This window comes from Peribacillus huizhouensis (assembly GCF_014138605.1).
In the GTDB taxonomy this organism is placed as follows: Bacteria; Bacillota; Bacilli; order Bacillales; family DSM-1321; genus Peribacillus; species Peribacillus huizhouensis.
The window spans coordinates 21,964-48,921 of sequence record NZ_JACJHX010000018.1 but is presented as its reverse complement, the minus strand read 5'-3'; the positions used below and the strand labels follow the sequence as shown (position 1 = coordinate 48,921).

Here is a 26,958-nt window from a genome sequence, read left to right as displayed (position 1 = left end):
CTCTTTAGATTTTGAATGTATTATTATTTCTCAGGAACTAAGGAATTAGTAATCTTGTGATCTTTTTTCTGCTCTGCTAGCCATGTCGGGAATTCTGCAGATAGTTTTTCCGTTTTTAGAGCTTCTTTGATATCCTTTTTGCTATCTTCAAAGTTCGCTGCTTTCGCTGCTTTTTTTCCAGTTACTTGAATGATGTGATAGCCAAAATCCGTTTTAACTGGATCACTGATTTCATTTACCTTGAGTGAGAAAGCTGCACTTTCAAACTCTGGAGCCATTTCCCCTTTTCCGAAATAACCCAACTTCCCTCCATTGGAAGCATTAGCGGTGTCCGTAGAATATTCTTTTGCTAATTTAGCAAAGTCGCCTCCATCAGCTAGTTTCTTAGCTACTTCTTTAGCTGTAGCTTCATCCTTCACTAAAATATGACTTGCTTCTACTTGCTCAGCTTGCGCGTATTGATCTTTATTGGCTTCGAAATATTCCTTCATTTCATCGTCTGTAATCTTGATTCTAGGCTCTAATAGTTTTACAGTCTTTAAATACGAACGAATATCTTCTTCAATATCCGCGGTTTTCAAGCCACTACTTGCAAGCTGAGCTTCGAATGCATCTTTGCCACCATATGATTCCATCATCGTATCAAGCTCTGTTTGAATTTCCTTATCGGTGATTTTAACTTTTTCTTTATCCGCTTCAAGGTCAACCAATTTATTCGTGATCAATGTGTCTAAAGCAGTCGCTCCATATTGAGTGACAAGGGCATCGTATAACTCATCCTTACTAATTTTACTCCCATCCACTTCTGCTACAACTTCACTGCTTGAAAAAGAGGCAATAAGTACGGCTGCAGCAACAATGACTAGAATTGCTGCACCCCATATATACGTTTTTGTATTTTTAAAGAAATCCTTCATCATCGCTCTCCCTTATCATTAGTACGTTCGATTCTTTGATTTGTTCTTGTTCATTCATCATATCGAGAAAGTGTGACGAAACTATGAACGAGTCTTTAAATAAGTGTGAAAATGAATAGTAGCTGCCTCAAACTAATGGAATAAACCTCACAACATCAGTAACGTTTCAATTTAACCTTTGTCACACGATAGTCCATCTATAGAGTGTGAGTTAGACCCTGTTCGAAGCAGCCCTTTGCTTATTATTTCCGGTGCATTTTAAACTCTAGGAAAAGTTCATTATAGGTAGCCAAATTTCTTTTCCCAAGATTCTCATACACTTCTAGCTTATCCGTTAGTTCTGGTGCTGGATAAAAGCGTTCATCGTTTACCATTTCTTCAGGCATAAATTCAAGTGCTGCTTTATTAGGAGTTGAGTAGCTTACATACTCCGTGTTTTGTGCAGCAACTTTCGCATCTAGCATGAAGTTAATGAAGGCATGGGCTCCATCAATATTTTTTGCTGTTTTTGGAATAACCATATTATCAAACCATAAATTAGACCCTTCGCTTGGTACGACATAGTCAAGATCTTCGTTTTCAGACATAATTTCAGAAGCATCTCCTGACCAAGTAATCCCAATGGCCGCTTCTCGGTTAGCGAGAAGCAATTTATTTTCATCACCGACAATCGCCTTGATGTTTGGAGTTAATGTATCAAGCTTTGCCTTCGCTTCTTGTAAATGCTTTGGATTTGTATCATTTAATGAATAATGTAAACTATTAAGCCCCATTCCGATTACTTCTCGCGCACCATCAATCAATAGAATTTCGTTTCTTAGTTTTCGATCCCACAAATCATTCCAACTTGTTATCTCCATTCCACCCAGCATTTCCGGATTATAGACAATACCCACTGTTCCCCAAAAATACGGAATAGAATATAAATTATCCGGATCAAATGGTAAGTTTAGAAACCGTTCATCGATATTTTTCAGATTCGGCAGCTTTGAATGGTCTAGTGGAATTAATAAGTTTTCCTTAATCATTTTATCAATCATATATTCTGATGGAACCGCAACATCATACGTCGTTCCACCTTGTTCAATTTTTGTCATCATCGCTTCATTCGAGTCAAATGTCTCATAAATGACCTTTATGCCTGTTTCTTTTTCAAACCGATTAATTAAATCCGTATCAATATAGTCTCCCCAGTTATAAACCGTCAACGTATTGCTTCCGGAAAAACCTTGTGATTGATTCAATCGATTCGTGATAGAAAGGAGTACAATAGAAACAAGAATAATTGTCAAAAATGTACGGACTAATTGCTTCATTTGTGAACCCCCATTCCGCCAGACTTCATACTACGCTTTGTGATGAAGTAATAACCAATGACTAATAGAATGGTGAATAGGAATAGTAAGGACGATAGAGCATTAATATTCAATGATACTCCTCTACGCGCTAATGAGTAAATTTCAACCGATAATGTTGAAAACCCATTTCCTGTCACAAAGAAAGTAACTGCGAAATCATCAAGAGAGTATGTCAGCGCCATGAAAAAACCAGCAAATATGCCTGGTGTAATATAAGGTAAGATCACTTTTGTAAGCACACCTAAGTTGCTTGCTCCAAGATCACGTGCCGCATCAATATAGGTGGGGCTCATTTCCATTAGCTTCGGCAGAACCATCAAGACAACGATTGGTACACTAAATGCAATATGTGCTAACAATACGGAATAAAAACCAAGCTTAATTCCAGCCATCGTAAATAAGATCAAAAACGATGCACCGATAATTACATCGGGGCTGACGATGAGCACACTATTCAATGATAAAATGGTGTTTTTCGTTTGTCTTCTCTTTACCGAATGAATAAACAAAGCACCTATTACGCCAATAATCGTCGAGATTAGCGCAGATAATAAAGCAATTACAAGTGTATTCAAAACAATAATTAACAGGCGTGTATCATCAAATAATTCTCGATACCAATCCAGCGTAAAGCTTTCAAAGTTAAACATAGTACCGCCGCTGTTAAATGAGTAAAAGATAAGAAAGAAAATTGGTGCATACAAGATAAAAAAGATAAGCACTAAAAATAGCGAAGATACAGGTGACAATTTCTTCTTCACCTTATACACCTCTTTTCCTTGCACCTGTCAATGCCATGATCAGGAACATAAAAATAATTAAAAAGACCGCAATAGTCGAGCCCATTCCCCAATCTTGGATGACAAGGAAATGCTGTTCAATCGCTGTACCTAGTGTAATCACACGGTTACCAGAAATTAAACGTGTCAGCATGAACAGTGATAAGGCTGGAATGAAAACAACCTGACAGCCTGATTTCACGCCATCTAATGTTAACGGAAAAATAACACGGCGGAACGTTACCCATCCAGATGCTCCTAAATCATTAGCCGCGGCTATTAACGTCGGATTCAATTTATTTAACGCATTGAAGATCGGTAAGATCATGAATGGTATAAAAATATAAACGGACACGAAAATAAAACTAAAATCCGTGAAAAGAATTTGCCGAGAACCAATTCCGATTCCTTCCAAAAATTTATTTGCTGCCCCATATGTGCCGAATATACCGATAAACGCATAAGCTTTCAACAGCAGATTGATCCACGAAGGAACGATAATTAGCAAAAGCCACAACTGCTTGTGCTTCGTCTTTGTTAACAAATAAGCGGTCGGATAGGCAACAAGCAATGAAAAGAAGGTAATTAAAAATGCATACCAAAAAGAATTCACTGTCATCATTAGGTATACAGGCGTAAAGAAATTCTGATAATTAACGAAAGAAAAATTCCCATCTATATCGAATAAGGAATAATAAAGAACGAGTAAAATTGGCGCAATAACAAAACAGACAATCCACAGAAAATACGGAAGGGAATATACATTAAACTTCGCTTTATTTTCCATCTTGAGCTCCATCATTGTAAGCTTCTAAACGTTTATCAAACTCTTCTTCCGATTCGCCAAAGCGCATAACATGAATAGCCTCTGGATCAAAGTATAGACCAATTTGATCACCAACAGTTGCTTTCTTTGTAGAATGAACTAACCACTCATTTCCTTCTGTATCATAACTGCTAATTTCATAATGAACGCCACGGAATAACTGAGAGTCCACACGCACTTTTAATTTCCCTCGGTTCACATCAGTAATTTCCAAGTCTTCTGGTCGAATCACAACCTCAACTGGCTCATTTTCATTAAATCCACCATCGACACATTCAAACTCTTTACCAGTAAACTCGACTAAATGATCACGAATCATTTTTCCTTCGACAATATTTGATTCCCCAATGAAATCCGCGACAAAACGGCTGATTGGCTCATCGTAAATATCTGTAGGCGTCCCGCTTTGTTGAATTTTTCCGTTATTCAAAACAAAAATCTCATCTGACATAGCAAGCGCTTCTTCCTGATCATGCGTAACAAAGATAAAAGTAATTCCAAGCCTTTGTTGTAATTCTCGTAATTCATATTGCATTTCCGTTCTCAGCTTTAGATCAAGCGCAGACAAAGGTTCATCTAACAAGATTACTTCAGGCTCGTTTACAATTGCTCTGGCAATCGCCACACGCTGACGCTGTCCACCTGACATTTCTGAGATCTCTCTTGTTTCATAGCCGTCAAGGTTGACAAAGCTTAATGCTTCTCGAACCTTTGCAGTAACTTCACTATTCTTCATTTTCTTTATACGTAATCCAAATGCAACATTTTCAAAAACATTCAAATGAGGAAATAACGCATAGTCCTGAAAAACTGTATTTACTTGCCGTTTATTAGCTGGTACTCGGTTAATAATTTTCCCATTAAAATAAATCTTTCCTTGCGTAGCCTCTGTAAAGCCAGCTATTAAACGTAGAATGGTTGTTTTTCCGCAACCAGAAGGTCCTAGTAGCGTATAAAATTTGCCTCGTTCGATTTCAAAACTAACATCATTCAACACAGCTGGATCTGCATCATATTGTTTAGTTACTCGTTCGAAACGAATGATTGACTCATTTGTCAAAGTATTCTCCTCCTCAATATCTTTATGTGTGATCCTTTTCACCAAATAGCTGAATGCTCACAGATAGGAATTTGTAACAACTAGAAGCAATTCTGTAGGACCATCATTATCATTAACCAATTGGTGATCTTCAGAAGCATGAAAATAAATTGATTCCCCCGCCTTAGCCATATATATACGGTTTCCTAAATAAACAATGATTCTTCCGCTTACTACATACCCAAACGTTTCTGAAAGAGATGGTTCAAACTTCTTGAACTCCCCTTTTTCCTTAAATGATAGATAGATTGGTTCCATTTCCTTTTCGTTTGATTCCGGTACGAGCCATCTAATCTGATAGCCTTTCTCTTCTTCTGCGTAAAAGGTCTGCGAATTTTCATCATAGACAACTTTTTGAACACGCTCTTCATCATCGAAGAATTGCTTTGGGGAACATCCAAGCACCTCAATTATATTGAAAAACGTTTCAATAGAAGGTGAACTCAAATCACGCTCCAGTTGAGATATATAACCCTTACTTAAATCTGTTCTTTCGCCTAACTCCTCTTGTGTCAACCCTTTTTTCAAACGTAAATTCTTAATCTTTTTTCCAATTTGCATAGTTCCTCCAAGGGCTCATCGTCGCCATCTTTTTAAACAAAGGATCGTATTTCTTACTTTCACTGACTCGACTGTAAGTTTAGTTTTACTAAACTTCAAAACATAAAAGTATTCTATATATAAACTTCTAGTTTACTTTTGACCACAATTATTATACAGGAATCAGGACAATCTTCAACATCATTTTTAAAATCAAATAATACTTCAGTCGACATAAATATTTCCTAAGAAATAAATTTCATCAAAATACTACATGAGATTCACATATTGTCGTCTTGTACCAATACACTTTCTAAAAAAGTATAACTTCAATCAGTGTGGTGTTTTACCGACTTTAAATGCGGGAAAAGATCCTTGTTACTAATTGAATCAAAACAGCAAAAAACCTCGTGAGCAAGTCCCACGAGGTTCAAGTATGTATCATTTATAGGGAACCTTTTGATAAAAGTAATTTGGTTTAATGATCTGATTTTTATAAGGATTATGGAATATATGAGTGGTTGCTGGAGAAACTGGCGGAATAAGCCACGTCCAATTACCGGTTACAGGACGATCAGCAGCATTTTCCTTTTTCTCAAACATCTTAAATTGCTGAGCAGCCGTATGGTGATCGACAATACTTACCCCATCCTCTTTAAAAGAATAAAGAACTGCCTGATTAAGCTCGATTAGAGCCCGGTCTTTCCAGAGCGATGAATTCTTACGGATATCTAGCCCCATATGTTCTGCTATTATAGGAAGCATATTATATCGATCCTCATCTGCTAAGTTTCTCGCTCCGATTTCTGTACCCATATACCAACCATTAAATGGTGCAGCTTGATAAGTGATTCCACCGATTTCAAGACTCATATTCGAAATAATCGGAACGGCATACCATTTGAGTTCTAAATCTCTAAACCATTCAAAATCAGGATGACGCAAAGGAACTTCCTTCACAAGATTAGAAGGGATTTCAAACCATCGAGGCTTTCCACCATCTACTTGTATAACGAGAGGTAAAAGATCAAACCAGCCACCGCAACCCCTCCATCCCAACTCCTCACAAACTTGTGTGAATCGCAACGAATCTGGATCTCCGATAACTCCATTTTCTGTTTCATAGCCTGCGTATCGAATTAATTGATGATTCCATATCCGAACTCGGTCAGGATGAAAAACAGTAATGGACGGCCGTATTTTACCCTCGTTTGTTGCAAACGATATATGTTCGAACAGCGCTTCTACTATCTCTTCTATTGATTGTAAATCACGTTTATCCATTACCTGCATCGTTTCCCAAAACAGACGTCCAATACATTTATTACTATTCCGCCACGCCATTTTAGCTCCATGTTCAAGCTCTTCGAGCGTATGTTCATACTTGTCTCGTTTCTGAAGATGACCAGTCACTTCTTCTAAACGGGCATAAATTTCTTCTTCACTTTTATGCAATTCCCCATAACTAGTTCGAATAAAGTGTTCTGCTTCTTGGAGTCGATGTCCCATAGATGTTCGTTGCCTCCTATGTTAGTCTTCAACATGATTATCTTTTACAAATAATGTACCACACCCATACTCTTATCTCTAAATGAGCAACAAGAAAAACCAAATATAATAATATACAACTATTAAAGATTATTTAAACAACTTATTTTTATTGACTACCCAAATTAAAAAGGATCTGACTCACGTGTAACGAGTCAGACCTCTGTTCATAATTGCTCGATTACCCATTTTGCTGTCGCCTCACCATTTCCAATGCAATCAGGAATACCCACTCCGTAATAGGAACAACCAGCTAGCCGAATCCCAGGAAAGTCTTGCTCAAGCTTCTCTTCTAATCGCTGTACAACTTTCCGATGATGAATGTGATAATTAGGCATCATATTGCTCCAATTAGTCACTTCACTTGTCACAGGAATACCTGAAATACCCAGACTTACCTCAATATCTCTTAATGCAACCTTAAGCAACTCTTCTTCAGTTGCAGTTTGTAACGTAGCAAAAGCAGGGTTTGTACTTTTATAAAAAAGCCGGATTAGTAAAAGATTCTTCTTAGATGTATGTTCCCATTTTCTACTTGTCCACGTACAGGCATTACAAGTTAATGCACTAGTTCCTGCAGTAATAAATCCTGTTCCATCCTTCGGAAGCTCACTATCCGCCAAATCGAAGCCCACATAGACGCTAATAAGCGAACTATTTTTTAATTGGTCAAATTCCTTTTGAAGTGCAGGATTCTCTAATAGTTTTTGTGTAGCATTGTAAGGAATGCTTAAAATGATATAATCAGCGATAATGCTTTCTCCGTTTACAAAAGTGACCGTGTATGTACTCCCTGTTTTTGTTACAGCCTTTACTTCTGTCCCTTTACGTATTTCAACATCTTCCATCTGTTCTTCCATACGATCTAGCAATGTCGACAGTCCACTTTTAAAAGAAAGAAATTTCTTATCGCCATTTCCTTGGAAGGCTTTTTTATTTTCTGAAAGCCCTTTTATGATGCTGCCATATTCATTCTTGTAATCTAATAAATATGGTAGGGTTGAAGCAATAGTCAAGTCGGCAAGCTTTCCTGAATATACACCAGAAAGCACGGGAGCAATTTGTTTTTCTACTAATTCTTTCCCAAGAAAGCATTCCAGAAAGTCACCGATGGAATCATGTGCCGTGAATGCTTCATTCTTTGTGTAGAAATCCTTCAATGCCGCAACTTTCCCTTCAGCTGACACTAATGTAGTTTTCGCCAATGACTCGATGCTCGTTGGAATGCCAAATACAGCTTCTTCTGGAATAAGTTTTAATTCTCCTTCATTATGAATGAAGGATCGTCCTGTCGCATTGTATACGACTTCTTCTTGTATTCCTAACTCTTCAATTAACGGTCCAATATACCCTTTACGCGCCACGATAGAATCAGCACCCGATTCCATAATGAAATCACCATCATGTACCGAACGAATTTTCCCCCCCAGCTCCTCATTTGCTTCCGCCAATATGAGTCTAACATTCGATGCTGTCTTCTTTTTCCACTTTTGCAATTCATAAAGAGCAGATACTCCTGTAATGCCTCCGCCTATCACAACGACTGTTTTCAACGTATGTACACCTCAATCACGATCCAAATTATACTTCTTAAAGTGTACCATAAGGGTTCTTTAATTAGTATTTATAGACTTAACAAAAAAATGTTCCACTTCAATATCTTACAATAGTCGAGAATGAAATTTTATGACAATTTATAGCTATATATATGCATCTGTCCGCTTCTCCCGTTTTTTTCAGCACCTGTATCACGGAAGCCTGATTTTACATACAAAGCTTTTGCTGGCTCATTGTCCTTATTAACTGCAAGAACAATTTCTTCTTTATCCGAGAATTGTTGTCGGACAAAATAGGGTAAAACAGCCATTGCCCTGGATGCATACTTTTTACCTTGATAACAATGATTTATACAAAAAGCTCGCAATAAAATAGTTCGTGGATTTTCAGAAAAATCTTGAATCCCTTCACCAGTATGGAGAACAAAAAAACCAACTGGCACTTCCCCCGAAAAGACCATGATCGGTCTTCTATTTGGATCTTCGGTACATATCTTCAATGCCTCAATAGGAAGAGCTGTAAATTTTTTCTGCTCTACCGTTAAATGAAATTGGGCTAATTCCGCTTTATATTTAGATTCATATAGCCGTAGTGAAACATCCTCATTTTCAAGCATCAGATCTACTCCCTCCCTATCTGTCTAAATCAGTGTTTTGTTTAAACTTTTTTATTGCATCAGGGACCGTAATTGCTTTCTTCTACTGTACTCGCTTCCCTAATATTAATATACTGGCGAATTTTTTGCGCAATTTCAAAACTGATTGTTCCTTCTTCAAACATGTCCTGAATGTCATCACGCTCAGCTTGGATAGCGATATATTGTAAATCTCGTTCGAAATTTATTTGTTTATACCTTTCGCTTACTTTAGTCTCCCGTTTAAATCTTGAAATTAGTGAACTATATTCCGCGATCACAATTAAAGAAATCCCCCTATCTTCTGGACTTGTTTTTTCCTTAATCTCTCTAATTGCCGCTTTAGCTGTCTTCACTTTCAATGTGATGAATTTATGAAGATGCTCATTTCTTTGCTCGATTAATTCTCTTTTTCTAATTGAAAATAGATAGCTAATCATTAATAACAATTTTTTTAAAAATAGTGAGAAAATCAACCGGCGATATTTCATTCGATTTGTCACTGCCATTTTCATCCTTTGAATATGCTCCAAATACAAGTATACAGTTTCCCCATCTACTAGCTCAGAATTTACAAGATTCTCGATTTCCTTCTCTTCTGCCTCTATTCCTATCAATCGAATTTTATTTTCTCTCTCTCTCATTTCAGATTGATTCTTTTGGCTTCCAGCTGCATAAGCTTGGTTAAGCCTAAGGTTATATTTAGAAATAATTCTTACGGCAACATCTCGGTTTTCATTTGTAATAGAAGATTCGACTGCTTTTATTGCCGCCAAATGGGAATGAATCAAAGCACGTTTTTCTGTTTCTGCTTTATTCTCACCTGTATACTCCTCTTTTGACCGAGCAATAATCGGTAAGAAAATGCTTGTAACTAACAGTGTCGCCAAAATGACTCCAGCTGCAATAAAAATAATTAATGAACGTTCTGGAAATGGACTGCCATCATCTAACGCAAATGGGATGGTAAAGGCCCCCGCCAATGTAACAGCTCCTCTGACACCAGAAACAGTTATCATCCCAATAGCTTTAAATGACGGCTTTACCATCTCCTTCTTTACTTTCCAACCAGTCCACCACGCCATCAATACCCAAGCGAAACGGAGAGCAAATAAGGAAATACTAATGATGATGATATAACCGATCACTTCCTTATTATTAAAGGCAGCATTTTGAAAAATAGAATTCGCTACACCTGGCACCTGAAAACCAAGTAAAACAAAAACAAGACCATTCAAAATAAATAAAATGACAGACCATGTACTATTTGAAACAATTTGCAGCTTAATTGTCGGTGACTGCTCATGATCTCGTTCAATTGCATGAACAATCCCACCAGCTACAACACCTAATATTCCTGAAAAGTGAAAATGTTCTACGCTTAAATAAATTACAAATGGAGTTAAAATCTGAATGAGCATATGGATGGTCACATCTTCCATACCTAATCGGCGGATTATGACTCGTAGTCTAATAATCATAAAGGCAATGAGCCCACCCCCGATAAGGCCCCCTAAAGCAATAATAATAAAGCTTAACGATGCCTCCACTAAAGAAAAATAACCAGTTACCGTAGCTGCTACAGCAAACTTAAACGCCACAAGACCTGATGCATCATTCATTAACCCTTCTCCCTCAAGAGTATGCATAATAACTTTCGGTAACTTAACGCGACTCGCCATAGCACCTACAGCGACTACATCTGTAGGTGAAAGAATTGCTGCAAGTGCAAAAGCAGCAGGTAAAGGGATAGATGGAATCAACCAATGAATTAAATAACCGATTATAAGAACGGTTACCAAGACCAGCCCTAACGCTAATAATAAAATGGGAACTCTAAGTTTCCATAGTGCTGAACGAGGTACATTTTTTCCATCATTAAATAACAACGGAGCAATAAATAGGACAAAAAACAATTCCGGCTCCATTGGCACGTGTAAACCCATAGGTAAGATAGCCAATATCCCGCCTAAAGCGATTTGAATAAGTGGTACCGGAATAAATGGAATAAAGTGATTAATCATATTAGATAGTCCAATGGTGAACAACAAAAGTAAAACTATTAGAAATAACTCCATTAAACCACCTTTTCTATATGTTTTTTTATCATTAATTTACCATAAAAAATTTTTTCTATTTATCAAAATGCTTGATTTAATTTATTTTTTTCAAATAACTGTTTTTCATTTACACAAACAATTTACTTAATCTTCACAAATATTTAACACTATTCATGGATAATTAGACCTAGAAAGAAGGGGTGGATGATGAGAAAGTTATTTAGTTTTCATGAAAACTGGTCCTTAAAGACCAAGCTCTTACTATTTATAATATTTATCTTAATTTTCACGTCCGGCATCATTAGTTATATGTCTTATGTAAAATCAAAAGATGCAACAATGACCGCTGTCGAACAACGTCTAGAAAGAGAAGTTATGCTTTTTTACCAGATGGCACAAAACCTCATGTATCTCCATGTAGGGGACGAACAGAATTTTAACAAGAAAATTGATGGCTTTATTAAAAGTCAGAATGCCGATATGAGTCAAGATGGTCTCCATAGTGATTACTTCCTTATCAAAGGGAAAGAAACCATCCCTTTCTCAGTCAGTGAAAAAACGGCAATAAAGATTCCTGATTCTCTACAAACAGAAATCTTAAAAAAAGGGAATGGCATTTTACATAAAGATATTGACGGTATTACCTATACATTTGCTTTTCAACATATTCAAGAAGTAAAAGGGGCTTTTGTCATCGCTCTTCCACAACAAGTATATTTAACTAAGATCCATGAAATGGCTTTTTCTATTCTCACCGTTACGATTGCTTGTGTACTTATTACTGCTCTTCTTGTCATCGTACTCGTTAATCAATTGACTAGACCTTTAGAAAATCTTCGCGGACTTATGAAAGAAGCCCGTGAAGGTAATTTTGATATATCATTGAAGAATATTCCAAGGAGCTCAAGCGAAGTAACATCTCTTGTTAAGAGTTTCGAATCATTATTACTTACTGTGAAAAACATGCTACAAAACATAAGCTCTACAACCCATCAATTACATACAACCGGTGCCAAGCTGCAAACTTCCTCTAATATTGTGCTGGTCCGGAATCAGGAATTGATTAATGAAATAGAAACGGTTAAAACTGCCGCGGATGAAACAGCTGTTAGTTCTGAATTATCTATGGTTGCTTTTGACAAAATGAAGACGGACATTTACCAAACATTTCAGGAAATGCAACATATTTTTGACATATCAAAAACGATGGAGGCTTCTTCTCTAAGTGGGACAAACCATATGGATCAACTAGTACGTGAACTCGGATTATTTCAAAGGGAGTTTAAAAACATCACACAGACAATGAACACACTGAAAACTCATTCAGTCTCTGTCACATCCATCGTCTCACTGATACAAACCGTTGCTGAACAGACGAAACTTCTTGCTTTAAATGCAACAATCGAAGCAGCAAGAGCAGGGGATGCTGGTAAAGGGTTCTCTGTTGTTGCAACAGAAGTCAGAAAGCTTGCTAACGAATCATTCAAAGCAGCAGAAGAAATTGCTACAACAATGGGGCAAATGGAAGAGATAACAAGCCAGACACATCGTGAATTTGAAGATATTCATCAGATCGTCAATAAAAATGTTCAAGTAGCATCAAAAAGTAAAGACTCAATTGACTTATGGAGTTTACATGTTGATGAGGTGAACGTTAAGCTTCGGTTCATAGAATCCATTCTAAAAAACTTGCAAGGTTCCTTACCTGAAGTAGAACAATCATCCGAAAGATACGTAGCACTATCGCAACAGACAAGTGCTAGCGCCGAACAAATGCTATCAAGCTTCCAAGAACAACTGAACCAATATAAAGAAACATATGAGATTGGGAAAGTGCTCAATGATTTATCAGGCAAGCTAGGCGAACAGACAGAGGGAATCAAGGCCTAAGTGGTTTATAGAGAGTTTCGTTTTGTCCAGCCTGAACATTAGCCGTATTCTGTTTTAGCATAACAAAAACGGAGGTGTCCCCAAAAAAACAGGGTCTGCCCCCGCAATAACTAAATTCAGTATAAGATACGTGTTTGAAACACGACATACTGATTTAGAGTGCGAGGTCAGACCCTCATTTCTTATTATATTCTTTATTTTGTAGCCATCTCTTCAGTAAGCTGACTAGCTCTTTCAGCCCATTCTTCATCCGTTAGATTGTGTTGCTTTACGTAAAGGTTACGTGGATGCACGCGGCACTCGTGTGAACAGCTTCGCATATATTTGTGTTCATTTTCCTCTGACGCGAGGATTTGTTTATTACACTCAGGGTTTGCACAATTAATATAACGTTCACATGGCTCACCAGTAAAATAATCGCGGCCAACAATGACATGTTCCTTTTGGTTGATTGGAACAGAAATTCGCTCATCGAATACATACATTTGTCCATCCCAAAGCTCGCCTTGCACTTCAAGGTCTTTTCCGTAAGTGGCGATACCACCATGAAGCTGACCTACATCTTCAAATCCTTCTCTTACAAGCCAGCCAGAGAATTTCTCACAGCGGATACCGCCGGTGCAATAAGTTAATACTTTTTTTCCTTCAAACATTTCTTTGTTATCGCGTACCCATTGCGGAAGCTCACGGAAGGATTTAATATCTGGTTTAATGGCATTTCTAAAATGTCCTAACTCGTATTCATAATCATTTCTTGCATCTAGAACAATAGTATTTTCATCTTTAAGTCCTTCATAAAATTCCTTTGGACTTAAATATCGACCAGTAAGCTCAAGTGGATTAATATCATCTTCCAAACGAAGCGTTACAAGCTCATTTCGTGGTCTAACGTGCATTTTCTTAAATGCGTGTCCGTCTGCTTCATCTATTTTAAATACGATACCTTCAAATAAGGGATCGCTTTCCATCATGTTGATATACTCATCAGTTTGTTCAATTGTACCTGATACAGTCCCATTAATTCCTTCATTCGCAACCAAAATACGACCTTTTAGCTCGTGCTCTTTACACCAAGCCAGATGTGCAGCTGCAAATTCCTCAGGGTTCTCAATCGTGACATAATAATAGTACAACAATACTCTATACGGTTTACTTTCGATCATTCTTATTACCACCTATCCATTTATATTTGCAAGATATAAAAGGTGATCCTTTTAGGCACTTTACTCTTACAACAAAGTATTATACCAATAAAACTACATAATCGTCAAAAAACGATTGGAAATAATCCCAGTCGTTTCCTACTTCTCATCAAATTTGCTTAAATGCTTTTTCAAATAATTATTCGATATATTCCCTGATTTTCACACCAACTAATTCCTAAGACTCTATAGCAAGCTTCTTTATAAGAATACTATTCCTCTTCCAGATTTAAACCGATAAGTACATCCTTAAACTTGCGAAAAGCACCTATACCATCCAACGCTCTGCGCAGTTGATTTTTAACTGTCTCATTTCTTTGTATTCATCGAAATGATCTTGCACACCAATCGCCAACTCGTCTTCTTCTGCCAAGCTTAACCCTTCTTCTAAAACAGTGACAAATTTTCCATTTTTTAATGACACGAAGGTTTGATACCCTTCAAATTGAATATCTGTTTCCTCAATCAACTGTTTTATCGTACCTGCTTACTTTAGTTCCCTTCTGCTTTCGCTCCTTTTTCTTATATCCATCCATTTTGTTCTGCAATTCATTTAGGGAAAATAGGAAATATTAACATGAAAAATTATTATATTTTTCTGTAAATTATCTATACATTTTTCACTAACGGGTATATACTGTATTATAACAAGAAACAATAATTTGAATCTGTATTATAAAAAGGGAGGAACTACACATGCAAACAAAAAAACCTATGGAATTCTTCAGAAACTTACCGCCGAAACAATGTCCGGATTGCGGTCATCATATCGATGAACAAGCAGAATCCTATGTGGTTAAGTGTACAGAATGCTCATCAAAACAATAATTGCAAAATAAAACGGGTTAGCATTAGAGCTAACCCGTTTTATAGAAAATGATTTACATTCCCTATTTTACTTTTCTCTTCTTTTTGACCCCTGCATAACCCTTCCGGCCTTCAATCTCATAATTTTGAGCAGATAAACCCGTATCACCTACTCGCTTACTATCATGAGTCTTTCAACACAAACGTCCGATATTTATCACAATCACTATGTTTACACTCAACTTTGATTTTCGTACCTTCTTCTTCATATTCAGTTTCGAGGATTTGCGCATGTTCATTAAAATAAGAAATGATCTGACCTTGATCATACGGGATTAGCAATTCACAGCGAACATAATCTGTGAAGATGTTTTCACGAATCTTTCTAATCAATTCATCCACGCCAATTCTCTGTTTGGCTGACAAATAAACAGAATCAGTACGAACTTGTGGAATCTCCATTTCTGTTAGATCTGCCTTATTATACGCATAAACGGTTGGGATATTTTCAATCCCAATTGCTTTAAGTGTTTCATTTGTAATTTCAATAAGCTGTTCATAATTCGCATTAGAAAAATCGACGACATGAATGAGCAAATCAGCTTCAGCCACTTCCTCAAGCGTTGACCGGAATGCTTTAACAAGATGATGCGGCAGCTTTGAAACAAATCCTACTGTATCTGTTAACAGAAATTCTTTCTTATCTGGGAGCGGGATGTTTCGGACAGACGTCTCTAATGTCGCAAACAGCATATCTTTTTCAAAAACCTGCTTTAAAGCAGATGTATGAAATTTTTCGACAAGAGCATTCATTATTGTCGACTTCCCAGCATTTGTATACCCAACAAGAGAAACAACAGGTATTGCATTTTTCTTTCTTTGCTTCCGCTGTGTTTTCCTATGCGCCACGAGCGTTTCTAATTCTTTATTCAACACATTAATCTTTTCTTCGATTCTTCGACGATCAAGTTCGAGTTTTTTCTCCCCGACCCCTCTGTTCTTCGTACCGACACCACCACTTTGACGTCCCAATGACTCCCTGAGACCTATCAAGCGTGGCAGCATATATTGCAGTTCCGCCACTTCCACTTGTAATTGCGCCTCTCTCGTCTTCGCCCGATCCGCAAAGATATCCAGGATTAATATCGTACGATCAATCACCTTACAGTCTAAATCACGTTCTAAATTTCGAATTTGTGATGGAGATAGTTCATCATTAAAAATAACCAGATTACCATCACAATATTCTACAAGAGTCTTTACTTCCTCTACCTTACCACTACCAATATAATGAGATGAATTCACTCTTTGTAAATTTTGAGTCATCTCTCCAACGACCTCTACACCACAAGCTTCGGCTAGATTTGCAAGCTCTTCCATAGAGTAGGCAAAGTCCCGATGGTTATTAATATTTACTCCGACTAATACCGCTTTTTGTTGCAATTCTTCCATTTGCATATTCCCCCTTAAGTTTTGTAAGTACTTTTGCTGCACCGCAGTTTGAATATGCTAAAAAAACACAGACCTATTACCTGTGTTTGAGTAAACGAAAAAGGTGACGTTAAGGACACAGCACTCTCTTTAGTATAGACAATACGAATATGGTGTTAAAACATCAACATTCGCCACGAAGGATACATCCTGTAGCACGCTACACTCGCCTAATCACAATGGGGGCGGTGCGGAGCCGGATTTTGAAGTACTTTCAAATAAAGTACGTATATCTACAAAGTAGACTGTCTATAGTAGAAAGTTGTGGTGCCTCGCCCCCATGTCCTTCATACAAAAAAGAGAGCGTTCATTCAGCCCTCCCTCATTGATTCATTATAGGGTTTTCGTTAATTAGGCAGACTTATCCCGTTCACTCTGCACACAGACAGAAGTTTTTGAGCACTATTCAGTTAGCGACACAAAAGTGTTGAACGTAGTCTGACAAACTTCACTGTAAACCCCTCCGTTTCATTTAAGTTATGGAAATTTTACCATATGAATGTTTGATTGGCAATTTGTTTTTATAACAGGTCTGACGCTTCCTTCTTAACTTAGACAACATCACTAAAGTAACGGAGCAATTCATCTAATAAAATTTCACATTACAACTGAATCTAAATTCAGCCCAAATCTTCATTTTCTCCGTAGTTGCCACCGTTTAACGTAATTTAACACTATAAATGGTGTTTAGAGGGTAAGGTCAGATCCTTTTTAGAGACATCCTTATTTCCCATTAATATTCATAATCCATTACTTCAGTTCTCACGAGACTTTCCAATTCTTCATAGAGGATTTTGCCAATTTTTTTATACAGTTTGGAAACGGTAGCTGCACTTATATCATACTTATCAGCAATTTCCTTTTGTGTCGGAGCTACTATACCCAGTAAAGCAGATTGTACCAGGTAGTCAATTGATGCAGCGTACACTTCAGGTTTATGAATAGAAGGTGACTCTTTCTCACAATACGACTTCCAAATTACAACAGCAGTCATGATCATATCTATGGAGCAATCGTCCTCTCTCATATGTTCCTGAATAAGAAGCGCAACTTTCAGCTCTTTTTCTGAACTCCATTCAAACTGTGTTATGTCTGGCAATTCAATATCCCCTACCATTCTTAGAAGCAGCCTTTCAAGGATATACGGAAAATCAATTTGGTAAAAGTCTTCATATCCTCCGTCATCTTCAAGATGCTCTTCCAATTCATCCTGAAATTCCTTTACTAATACTTCCGTCCCAGCTACAGGGAATTTGATAGGTTCGCCCCAAAAGCGCATGCCAGCGCCCCTATCTAACAACATACCAAGTAGTAAACTATTTTCCTCCACCATTTCTTTTTCAAACTCCAGTGGCAGTTCATACTCACCCCTACTAAGTATTTCTTCTATCACAACACTATCCGAATGGATGGTCTTTACCAGGTATAGATTTGGTGTTGCCCCACGCCATGAATGGATTAGGTTTTTCGTTCTCTTTCTGATTATTTTAGAGGATTTTTTTCGATAAAATTCTTCGAAGATCGTCTGTCCTTTAGCAATTGGTAAGTTAAACACTGCCCATGTAAACATGTGTTGCATATAGATATCATGTGTTTCGACAAGAATTGGTTCCTCTTCAACATCCATAAAATCAAATAATGGATATTGAAAGGCAAGATTTAGAATATCAGTCTCATACTTTTCAAGAGTATATTGAAATAACTCCTTTTGAAACATGTCTGTTTCTTCACTAATCGAAATCGTTGGAAACTCTATTACATTCTGTCCGCAACAATTTTTATATATTTTCTCACTTCCACACGGACATGGATTCTCTATAGATATTTTACTCAAAAAACTCTCCTCCTTTTATAAAGAACGTAATCGGTCCAAGCTACACACCTAGCAATTTTCACATACCCATATATTACCTTGACCATTAAAAATGGGGCTCCAACCTCTTGAAAGCTAATACCTTTCCTTAAAGTCTGATGATATTTAAACCACAAGGGTTATTTTCGTTAGATACTATTATTCAAATAGGCCACCAAAATGGCAGCCTATTTGTTTATATTTCTATTTTTTCTCCAACCGTTGCTTCTATTTCTTTATAACGATTTGATAAAGTAGAAGCGCCTACCCCATATTTCTTAGCAAGCTTAGTCTGCGAAGGACTGAACTCCCCTTTTGAGAGCAGTTTCACTGAATACTCCAGTGCTGCAGCAAAGGCTTCTGGTTTTCGAATGGATGGAGAATGCTCCGTACAATAGGTGTTCCACAACGTTTGAACACTTTCTATTAGTGATTGCGGGTAGCCCTCTTCATTCATTCCTCGTTGCACCATTTCTGCTGTTTCTCTTTCTTTCTCATTGTACCATACTCGCTCATTTGTTTCAGTTTTTGGTAACTCAATACCTTCTGTGATAGCCGCGAGACTATGGAAGATTTGCAAGAATTTTCGAGCCATGAATTCTTCTGCTTTTCCACCCGCATTCTTGTATTCTTCTAATTGTTGTTTTATAGTTGTTAAAATGCTGTCTGTGAATCTTGGTTCAAAGCTTATAAACTGACCAAAGAAATCACTTCTCGTTCCCATATCAACTAGATACCCAAGAATGATTTCGCCAATTCCTAATTCCTGACTTGCATATGGAGTATACGGAAGCGTGGTAGTTTGTTTTGTCACGATATCTTCTAAAGTTATTGTTTCACTAGTTAACTCCTTAATTGAAAATAATACAGGAGCCGTACCTTTCCAAGACTCTACTACCTCTCTCGTTTTCTCCCTTACAATACGAGACCCTTCCTGTTCCATAAATGTATCATAGATTGTATTGCCGTTCACGACCGGCTGTGTGAAAGTACCCCAAATATTTACATTAAATTGATAAATTTCTTGAACCTCTTCACTTACAGTTGCCGGAAGTGGATTATCAAGCAAAAGCTGATTGATTTCAGCTTTATAATTCTTTTCTGTAAAATCCATTAACTCCTTCTGAATTAGTGTTGCTTCTTCATAATGAACAGCTGTTGGATTTTCATCAACTTTTCTGCCGCAGCATTTCTTATATTTTTTCCCGCTGCCACATTCACACGGTGCATTTCTATTTAATTTTCCCATATATATACCTCCAAAAAACAAAACGCTACTCACCATTGTATCAAAAAATCACGAAATTACCTAATGGAACTCATAGGAAGATTGATACTCCTTCAAACTCCCCCTGGGGTCAGACCCTATTTCCCGGATTAAATCCACTAGCCATCAACCCACATATACCAAGGGATTTCATACTTTCATGGTGGGGTCAGACCCCATTTCCCGTTTGTGATGATACATAAAAAAGCTATCCCACCAGGTTAAGCCTTGTGAAATAGCTTATATTTTTGTGTAATTCAAGTGATTAGCAAATAAGTAAGTACGGGGTGTTTTAAGGAGTTGAGGTGTTTGATTTTGTCCGTCATGTCGATCCATTTCACCTTCGCACATCTTTCTTCCAACTTCTCATTTATTTCTCTTTCTATTTCATGCATAAGCTTAATCATTTGACCATATTCCAAACGAAAGTGTTTGGCTGCAGTTCGATGTGGTGCATGTTTCACAAATAGCTGCAGAAGATGTTCAGCGTTCTCCGCTTGCTGTGCCAATTGGTCTTCTTCATTGACTATATATTGATAAATCTCACGCTTTTCATCCGGTAAATGCGAAACAATATCCCTTAGTAAAAATTCCATTAGAATCTCATTCATTATTAGCTACCTCAAGTTTTATGAGTCCATTTTTCTTAATCATAACGCATCTTTTCAAATTTGTAAATCGTAATTATTACTATTTAATTCACAAACTCTAATACTTTCTTTATAATAAATGAACTTATACGCCAAAAAAAGACAGACTCCTAAGTAGAGTCTGCCTATTGCATGTATCAATTAAGCTTTTTGTACGTTAGAAGCTTGTGGTCCACGTTGTCCTTGTTCAACTTCAAAAGTTACTTCTTGACCTTCGTCAAGAGTTTTGAAACCTTCAGTTTGAATAGCTGAGAAATGTACGAATACATCGTCTCCGTTTTCGCGTTCGATGAATCCAAAACCTTTTTCTGCGTTAAACCATTTAACTTTACCTTGTTCCATTGTTGTTGCCTCCTAGTGCGTTCATCACACATTGTATTACTATCCTTGCTCAAAGTGACAATCGAGTCAAAAAGTTCTCACTTTTAGATTCCTACAGTACCGAACAAAAATAATTCCTCTTAATAGTAACAGGATTTGGCAACGATTGCAAACCAATAAAATAAATATTTTTGACAAGGATGTCTGTTACTGGATAACTATTCAAACATTATTACAGCCCATAAAATGTTTTTGTATTTCCATATATATCTACGTATACCTTCTCTACCGGTACCTTCTTTATTTCCGCTATTAATTGGATGCTACGATGAATCATTTTAGGATGAGTCACCATATTTTTAAATGGTCCTTCGAATGGCCATGGTCCATCCGTTTCCACCATCAGCTTATCTAAAGAATACTCTTTTATCAATTGCTGAATTTCCGTTTCATACAAACAATCCGGAGTGACTGAAATATAATAGCCATTTTGAATCATACGCTGAATCGTTTTTGCGTCTCCTTTAAACCAATGGAAATGTGCCTTCGTCACCGAGTGTTTCTCTAAAAGGTCGCAAACGACAGGAGCGTCATCGTATACTGCATGAAGAATAATTGGTTTATTCAGCTTTGAAGCTTGTTTGACAAACACATCTAATATTTCAATGTAAGGCTCGACTTGTATGTCTGGATGCTCAATCCGCAAGTAGTAAGGTAAGCCCACTTCACCTACAGCTACCATTTGATTTTTGTGTTCATCCAAAAATGAACACATTTGACTCAATTCCCAATCACCCGGCAGCTCTTGTTCTGGATGAAAGCCAAAAGCAGGCTTTATTCGTTGATCCATCTCTGCTAAGGCTAAATTTCTTTGGGAAGAAGCGAGATTCGTTGATACGGAAATAAGTGCTTCTACTTTGTATGCTTGCAAATCTTTTAAAATGGTTGACCGGGCACTTTCTGAATATTGATCAAAATGAATATGAGCGTCGATGATAGAATGTATCACATAATCACCCGCAATTCATTGTATATCTTTTTTTTCCAATTTAAAAATTCCTCGCTTAACAAAATCGATGCTTGCCTTGGTCTTGGAAACGGAACGACAAACTCTTTTTTCACATGGGTAGGCTTCTCTGATAACACAATAATCCGATCAGATAAATAAAGAGCTTCTTCAATATTATGGGTAACAAGCATTATAGCTCGCTTATCTTCTTCCCAAACAGATAGGAGCCAGTTTTGCATTTCGAGTCGCGTGAATTCATCTAGTGCTGAAAAAGGTTCATCTAAACAAATCAGTGATTGCGGGCTTAAGAGACTGCGAATAAATGCAACTCTCTGCTTCATTCCTCCAGAAAGCTCATAAGGATAAGCATTCTCATATCCTTTCAGGCCCGCTTTATCAATCATTTGTAATGCAAGTGCGTGATCAGTCTCTCCCACTATTTCACCACCAAGTAGGATATTACCGAGGACTGTTCGCCAAGGCAACAGCGATGGACTTTGAGGTGTATAACTTATCGAACCAGTTTTACCGTTAATACGTTTGCCATCCAAGCTAATTGCTCCAGAATCAGGTGAATACAAACCACCAATTAATTGGAATAAAGTGCTTTTCCCACTCCCAGAAGGACCTAATATCGACACAAACTCCGCTTCTTTTACACGAAGAGACAATTGATCCAGTACTTGATTTTCACCAAATGATTTCGATATGTTCTCGATTAAAAGTTTAGTCACGCCCCTTGCCATCTCCTTTCGGCTTCCACTTCACAATCATCCGTTCCAACGATACAATCAAAGTAAAGAATACCAAGCTCAATATCATGATCAAAAAGATCGCAACAAAGACGCGATCCGTTCGAAAGGATGACGATGCTAAGGTCATATAGACACCTATTCCTTCTTTAGCCCCGAGCCATTCGGAAATAACAGCCCCCATCACACTGTATGTAGCAGATATCTTCAAACCTGAGAAGATAGACGGTAGCGCATAAGGCCATTCCAGCTTCCAAAAGATTTGTCCCTTCGAAGCTCCTGCCATTTTCATATAATGCGAAAGCTCTGAGCTCGTCTGCTTAAATCCATCCAAAGTAGCCACTGTGATCGGAAAAAAACAAACAAGCGTAATGACAATGATCTTAGGTAAGATACCAAAGCCGAACCAAATAACGAGCAATGGAGCCAACACAATGATCGGAACGTTTTGTGAGAGAATGATGATTGGATAAACCGCTTCTCTGAGCCTAGGAAGTAGATGTAGCCCAACAGCAACTGCAATACCTACACTTGCTCCAATTAAAAATCCCAAGATTGTAAGTCCGATTGTCGCTGTTAAGTGGTGATAATAATTCGACCATCCTTCAGCTCCTTCTAATACGATCTGTGAGGGAGAAGGTAGGAGCCACCTCGGTATTTCGAAAAGACGACAGGACACTTCCCAAACGACGAACAAAAGGATGAGGACCAAAACTGGTCGCCATCCCTTATGCCAAATGTTCATGGGCGATATTTCTCTGTCAGTTTCTCCATAGATGCACCGCTCGGTTGATAAAGGATTTTCACTTGGGATATCACATTACTGCTACCAATCTCAATCATTCGTTGATTCATTTTCTCGATAACCGAAAAGATCTCTGTCAAATTACCTTCCATCGTTGTTTCAAGCGGGTGCACTTCATATTTAATACCCGAGTTATGAATAATAGCGATCGCTTCATCGACGTAAGGAATAACATCTTCGCCATTTTTCGTTTTCGGGATAATTTGAATGCTTACTAATGAGTCACTCATGTTGCTCTCCTCCTTAATTCGGTAAAAATTCATTGGTAAACGCTCGCTTCGCCTCTAGTTTACTTTCAAGCAAACCGTTCTCATACATCCAATTTGCATAGTCTTCCCAAACCTTTTGATCTTGAACGCCCCATTTCGAAGCGTCATCTTGATATTTGGGTGATAACCATTTTTGACTAGCTTTTACTAATTCCGAGTCTAGATCAGGAACTTCTTTAATTAAAATATCAGCTGCTTTTTCTGGATGTTCAATCGCATATTGATATCCTTTGGACACTGCTGCTACAAAAGAACGAACCGTTTTGGGATCTTCTTTTATCAAATTCTCACTAGTTGTGAGCACGGGTGTATAGTAATCTAGCTTTTTCGAGTAGTCTGTCACATATTGCATATTCAATTTCTCGCCACGCAACTCGGCTTCTATACCTGTCCAACCATAGTATATCCAAGCAAAATCAATATCTCGTTTCACCGCTGTAAAAAAGTCCGTATCTCCCATATTTACAAAATCGACTTTTTCCACATCTCCACTTTCCTGTTTCATCAAAGAAGAAAGTACCGCCTTCTCTACAGGTGCTCCCCAACCGCCATACGTCTTTCCTTCATAATCTTTCGGGGAAGTAATTTTTTTATCAACTGGAGAAGCAAATCCAGACGTATTATGTTGAATAATGGCAGCAAGAGAGACTAATGGCACTCCTTGCACACGTGCTTCTGTCAAAGCTTCCTGGTAGCCTATTCCGAAGTCTGCTTTCCCCGCAGCAACAAGCTGGTCAGCACCCGCTTCACCTGGCATTATGATTTCAACATCCAACCCCTCTTCTTCAAAATACCCATTTTCCTTCGCGACATACAAACCAGTATGATTTGTATTCGGCGTCCAATCTAAAACAAGAGTGACTTTCTTTAATTTCTCCTGATTATTTCCCTTTGAACCATTGTCCTGACTATTCCCGCAAGCAGCAAGAATCAGTACCGTGCATAGTAATACAAGCCATTTCTTCATCACAATTCCTCCTTTAAATATGTCTTTACAAAGCAGAAAACGAAGAAACAAGGAGGAAGATATGTAAACGTTTAAGGAATAGCGCTACGCAAAAAAGCACCGTAGGTTTATACCTAGGGTGCATATCATAACAAATAAGTCCTGTTTAAATATGTTCCCTACGCTGGTTTTAACCAGATCAGGTTCCAAGGGTATGTATCTATTGGATACGGTCTCAACCAGCAACACTGGTACCCCTACATGTTTCATTATTTAATTCGTTTAATGCTTCATTACCTTCTTACTTTGCCATAGGTGGTGGGGTTTTTCAAGAGTTATGCTTAAAAAGAAGGGCGATGTTAAAGCTCATTTTTATTTTGGCAATATGTTAATTGGAGCGGAAGGCGTGAGACTCCTGCTTAGAAAAGCGAGTCAAAAGGAGACCCCACAGGCGCACAGCGCCGAGGAGGCATCGCCTGAAGTGGAAATCAACAGACAGGTTTTCAGAAAAGCAATCAATAGAGATGGCATGCCTACTAATCTTTCGGAATCCGAACTTGAAGAAATAATGACGCGTATTCTTTTATTACAAGTCCAGCATCCTAAACAGAAAATAGCAAACTTAGTAATACCAGAGCTAGAATATGCTCAAACCTTGCCGCTCACTTACCTGGTCTATCACGATGAAGAGCCAGTCAGATACTTGGAAAGTACATGGAAATGGTCGAAATCTTCCCCTCCACTGGAAGCTCGTCAAGTGAAAGTTATTATGGTGATAGTGGCGGTGACAGCGGTGGTGGAGCAGACTAATCTAGTAAAATTTAAATGGAAAGCCAAATACCTATTTCAATTTACGCTCAGTTACAACACTAGATTCCTCATCCAATTTAGATTTCACCATATAAAAACACGTATGAAAAGCGGTTTTTCATCGCTAACCCATACGTGTTCTTTACGTGCTATATTTAATAACAGCCAATTTTAAGAATCAATTTCCGTTACACGATTATACTTCAGGAGCTTGTCCACCAAAAGCTGCCCACTCTTCCCTTGCCGGCCCGTATATACCAGGAACAGTTAAACCTGCCTGACGCATGAGTACAGTCATTTGGCCACGATGATGTGCTTGATGAGCAATTAATAATCCAAGCACCGTGTTAATGGACCACATTTCCCCGTACATTTCTCTCTCTTCGTTCAATGTTTCGTCATTCCATTGTTCGCGAATCGAAGCGACCATCTCTTCGCTTGATGTGCGATATGCCTCAGTTATTTCACTCGCCGTTTTCGGTACTGGCGCATCATGCCGAGCCGCATTAAAAACAAGCCCTGTACGTCCAATCATTTCATCAAGCGTCGTTACGATATGCCAGGCAATCCTTCCAAGTGTGCGATCTTCAGGCGATACTTCCTGTGCTAATGATTCATCTGTTAACGCATTCAATATTTTTTGTGTAGATCCACTTTCATGCTTCCAATTTGTCAAGAAATCCTCAATTGTACTAAACATCTCTTCGCCTCCAATTAGCAATTTCCATCTATCAACATTACCTACATTCGCTAATAATATCCACATTCCTGCTAAAGATTACTATGAACTTTTGTTCTATTGTTTCTCAACCTTTCTGAATTATTTAGTTTAAAAAGTAAATCAAGATGAATTAGTTCTTAGACATACATAATACCGCCCACAAATGCGGGCGGTATTATTATATATTAAGGTATGTTTTCATTTGCATAAGGTGTTTTTAAAAGAGGAGGAATTTTCATAAAACCACTGAAAGCATTTCTATAAATTTGCCGACCGTGGACGTTTTAGTGAGATAATCTTATGCCTATTCAATCGACTTATCTTTTCCAGGTCCCGTTTCCAACACATTTTCTATATAATATTTACCCCATTCATACATAGAATCTAGAATCGGCATTAAGCTTCGTCCATGCTCAGTTAGGGAATATTCTACTTTTGGAGGAACAACAGGATAGACCTCGCGATGAATAATCAAATGATCCTCTAGTTCACGCAATTGATTCACTAACATTCGTTGCGTAATTCCTGGCATTAGCGCCTTCAGTTCACCAAAGCGTTTAGTGCCCTCTTTCCCTAAATGCCACAATATCAACATTTTCCATTTACCACCAATAACAGAAAGAGTCAGTTCTTTTTCACAATTAAAAAATTTATCCTCTAGGTTTGGCATTTGCTCCACCTCATAAATATATTATAGTATACTTTTTTTCACTATGTTTCATAAACGTATGTACTTTAATTATTAATAGTATAAGCAACTGTTTACGTTTAGTAAAGGTTAAATCAAAGAAGCAAGTATGGATGAAACTAGGAAATTGCTACTTTACTGACTCCTCCAGAGTAGCAGA

At 37.7% G+C, this 26,958-nt stretch carries 27 protein-coding genes and 1 riboswitch; of the genes, 3 read left to right on the top strand and 24 right to left on the bottom strand.

The window, feature by feature from the left end; all coding sequences use genetic code 11:
• Positions 1-23: 23 nt before the first annotated feature.
• From HNP81_RS19815 to HNP81_RS19770, 10 genes are all read right to left on the bottom strand, one after another.
• Entirely contained in the window at positions 24-917 is an 894-nt protein-coding gene (locus HNP81_RS19815; protein WP_182503765.1) for a peptidylprolyl isomerase, read from the bottom strand.
• A 242-nt stretch (positions 918-1,159) separates the two neighbouring features.
• Entirely contained in the window at positions 1,160-2,233 is a 1,074-nt protein-coding gene (locus tag HNP81_RS19810; protein ID WP_182503764.1) for an ABC transporter substrate-binding protein, read from the bottom strand.
• Positions 2,230-3,036: an ABC transporter permease gene (locus HNP81_RS19805; protein ID WP_028392696.1), complete on the bottom strand. Its 807-nt coding sequence runs from the start codon at positions 3,034-3,036 to the stop codon at positions 2,230-2,232. Before HNP81_RS19805 ends, HNP81_RS19810 begins: the two co-directional genes overlap by 4 nt.
• A gap of 1 nt (position 3,037) precedes the next feature.
• Positions 3,038-3,841: an ABC transporter permease gene (locus HNP81_RS19800; RefSeq protein ID WP_182503763.1), complete on the bottom strand. Its 804-nt coding sequence runs from the start codon at positions 3,839-3,841 to the stop codon at positions 3,038-3,040.
• Complete coding sequence (locus tag HNP81_RS19795; protein WP_182503762.1) at positions 3,831-4,940, bottom strand: ABC transporter ATP-binding protein; 1,110 nt, start codon at positions 4,938-4,940, stop codon at positions 3,831-3,833. The genes HNP81_RS19800 and HNP81_RS19795 overlap by 11 nt, the downstream gene beginning before the upstream one ends.
• Positions 4,941-4,997: 57 nt before the next feature.
• Positions 4,998-5,540: a helix-turn-helix domain-containing protein gene (locus HNP81_RS19790; RefSeq protein ID WP_028392693.1), complete on the bottom strand. Its 543-nt coding sequence runs from the start codon at positions 5,538-5,540 to the stop codon at positions 4,998-5,000.
• A gap of 420 nt (positions 5,541-5,960) precedes the next feature.
• Entirely contained in the window at positions 5,961-7,028 is a 1,068-nt protein-coding gene (locus HNP81_RS19785) for a nitric oxide synthase oxygenase (RefSeq protein WP_182503761.1), read from the bottom strand.
• Between the two features lie 206 nt (positions 7,029-7,234).
• Positions 7,235-8,620 (bottom strand): protoporphyrinogen oxidase, encoded by a 1,386-nt coding sequence (locus HNP81_RS19780; RefSeq protein WP_182503760.1) that lies wholly within the window; start codon positions 8,618-8,620, stop codon positions 7,235-7,237.
• A gap of 131 nt (positions 8,621-8,751) precedes the next feature.
• The gene (locus HNP81_RS19775; RefSeq protein ID WP_182503759.1) at positions 8,752-9,240 is read right to left on the bottom strand and encodes a GNAT family N-acetyltransferase; all 489 of its coding nucleotides are present in this window, start codon (positions 9,238-9,240) and stop codon (positions 8,752-8,754) included.
• A 59-nt stretch (positions 9,241-9,299) separates the two neighbouring features.
• Positions 9,300-11,336, bottom strand: a complete 2,037-nt coding sequence (locus HNP81_RS19770) for a Na+/H+ antiporter (protein WP_182503758.1) — start codon at positions 11,334-11,336, stop codon at positions 9,300-9,302.
• Between the two features lie 186 nt (positions 11,337-11,522).
• On the opposite strand from HNP81_RS19770, the gene HNP81_RS19765 reads away from it, so the two are divergent.
• Complete coding sequence (locus tag HNP81_RS19765; RefSeq protein ID WP_084552432.1) at positions 11,523-13,208, top strand: methyl-accepting chemotaxis protein; 1,686 nt, start codon at positions 11,523-11,525, stop codon at positions 13,206-13,208.
• A gap of 194 nt (positions 13,209-13,402) precedes the next feature.
• Here the strand turns inward: HNP81_RS19765 and trhO are convergent, their stop codons facing one another.
• Positions 13,403-14,371: an oxygen-dependent tRNA uridine(34) hydroxylase TrhO gene (gene trhO / locus HNP81_RS19760; RefSeq protein WP_182503757.1), complete on the bottom strand. Its 969-nt coding sequence runs from the start codon at positions 14,369-14,371 to the stop codon at positions 13,403-13,405.
• A gap of 307 nt (positions 14,372-14,678) precedes the next feature.
• Complete coding sequence (locus HNP81_RS19755; protein WP_182503756.1) at positions 14,679-14,879, bottom strand: hypothetical protein; 201 nt, start codon at positions 14,877-14,879, stop codon at positions 14,679-14,681.
• A 227-nt stretch (positions 14,880-15,106) separates the two neighbouring features.
• Here HNP81_RS19755 and yhfH point away from each other — a divergent pair, with 227 nt between their 5' ends.
• Positions 15,107-15,238, top strand: a complete 132-nt coding sequence (yhfH, locus tag HNP81_RS19750) for a protein YhfH (protein ID WP_084552431.1) — start codon at positions 15,107-15,109, stop codon at positions 15,236-15,238.
• A 162-nt stretch (positions 15,239-15,400) separates the two neighbouring features.
• Here yhfH and hflX read toward each other — a convergent pair whose 3' ends face one another.
• The 10 genes from hflX to HNP81_RS19700 all read right to left on the bottom strand — a co-directional run bounded on the left by hflX (position 15,401) and on the right by HNP81_RS19700 (position 24,600).
• A complete protein-coding gene (hflX, locus tag HNP81_RS19745; protein WP_182503755.1) occupies positions 15,401-16,669 on the bottom strand; it encodes a GTPase HflX in 1,269 nt (422 codons plus the stop codon).
• A gap of 772 nt (positions 16,670-17,441) precedes the next feature.
• Complete coding sequence (locus HNP81_RS19740) at positions 17,442-18,542, bottom strand: YecA family protein (protein ID WP_182503754.1); 1,101 nt, start codon at positions 18,540-18,542, stop codon at positions 17,442-17,444.
• 214 nt (positions 18,543-18,756) lie between these two features.
• Positions 18,757-19,809, bottom strand: a complete 1,053-nt coding sequence (locus HNP81_RS19735) for an SEC-C metal-binding domain-containing protein (protein WP_028392683.1) — start codon at positions 19,807-19,809, stop codon at positions 18,757-18,759.
• A 275-nt stretch (positions 19,810-20,084) separates the two neighbouring features.
• Positions 20,085-20,438, bottom strand: coding sequence for a hypothetical protein (locus HNP81_RS19730; protein WP_182503753.1), 354 nt, complete (start codon positions 20,436-20,438; stop codon positions 20,085-20,087).
• A gap of 180 nt (positions 20,439-20,618) precedes the next feature.
• On the bottom strand, positions 20,619-20,819 hold the full coding sequence (locus HNP81_RS19725; RefSeq protein WP_028392682.1) for a cold-shock protein: 201 nt from the start codon (positions 20,817-20,819) through the stop codon (positions 20,619-20,621).
• Between the two features lie 211 nt (positions 20,820-21,030).
• Positions 21,031-21,807 carry a TatD family hydrolase gene (locus HNP81_RS19720; RefSeq protein WP_312859710.1) on the bottom strand — a complete coding sequence of 259 codons (777 nt, stop codon included), beginning with the start codon at positions 21,805-21,807 and terminating at the stop codon, positions 21,031-21,033.
• Positions 21,804-22,541, bottom strand: a complete 738-nt coding sequence (locus HNP81_RS19715) for an ABC transporter ATP-binding protein (protein ID WP_028392680.1) — start codon at positions 22,539-22,541, stop codon at positions 21,804-21,806. Before HNP81_RS19715 ends, HNP81_RS19720 begins: the two co-directional genes overlap by 4 nt.
• Entirely contained in the window at positions 22,534-23,304 is a 771-nt protein-coding gene (locus HNP81_RS19710) for an ABC transporter permease (RefSeq protein WP_028392679.1), read from the bottom strand. The genes HNP81_RS19715 and HNP81_RS19710 overlap by 8 nt, the downstream gene beginning before the upstream one ends.
• A complete protein-coding gene (locus tag HNP81_RS19705; protein ID WP_028392678.1) occupies positions 23,301-23,594 on the bottom strand; it encodes a thiamine-binding protein in 294 nt (97 codons plus the stop codon). The genes HNP81_RS19710 and HNP81_RS19705 overlap by 4 nt, the downstream gene beginning before the upstream one ends.
• Positions 23,595-23,607: 13 nt before the next feature.
• Positions 23,608-24,600, bottom strand: a complete 993-nt coding sequence (locus HNP81_RS19700; RefSeq protein WP_028392677.1) for an ABC transporter substrate-binding protein — start codon at positions 24,598-24,600, stop codon at positions 23,608-23,610.
• Between the two features lie 138 nt (positions 24,601-24,738).
• Positions 24,739-24,848, bottom strand: a riboswitch (TPP riboswitch).
• 68 nt (positions 24,849-24,916) lie between these two features.
• Here HNP81_RS19700 and HNP81_RS19695 point away from each other — a divergent pair.
• Positions 24,917-25,564 (top strand): hypothetical protein, encoded by a 648-nt coding sequence (locus HNP81_RS19695; protein WP_182503752.1) that lies wholly within the window; start codon positions 24,917-24,919, stop codon positions 25,562-25,564.
• Between the two features lie 21 nt (positions 25,565-25,585).
• Here the strand turns inward: HNP81_RS19695 and HNP81_RS19690 are convergent, their stop codons facing one another.
• Together HNP81_RS19690 and HNP81_RS19685 are read right to left on the bottom strand one after the other, a co-directional pair.
• Positions 25,586-26,089: a DinB family protein gene (locus tag HNP81_RS19690; protein WP_182503751.1), complete on the bottom strand. Its 504-nt coding sequence runs from the start codon at positions 26,087-26,089 to the stop codon at positions 25,586-25,588.
• A gap of 325 nt (positions 26,090-26,414) precedes the next feature.
• Positions 26,415-26,780 (bottom strand): winged helix-turn-helix transcriptional regulator, encoded by a 366-nt coding sequence (locus HNP81_RS19685; protein WP_028392674.1) that lies wholly within the window; start codon positions 26,778-26,780, stop codon positions 26,415-26,417.
• Between the last annotated feature and the right edge of the window lie 178 nt (positions 26,781-26,958).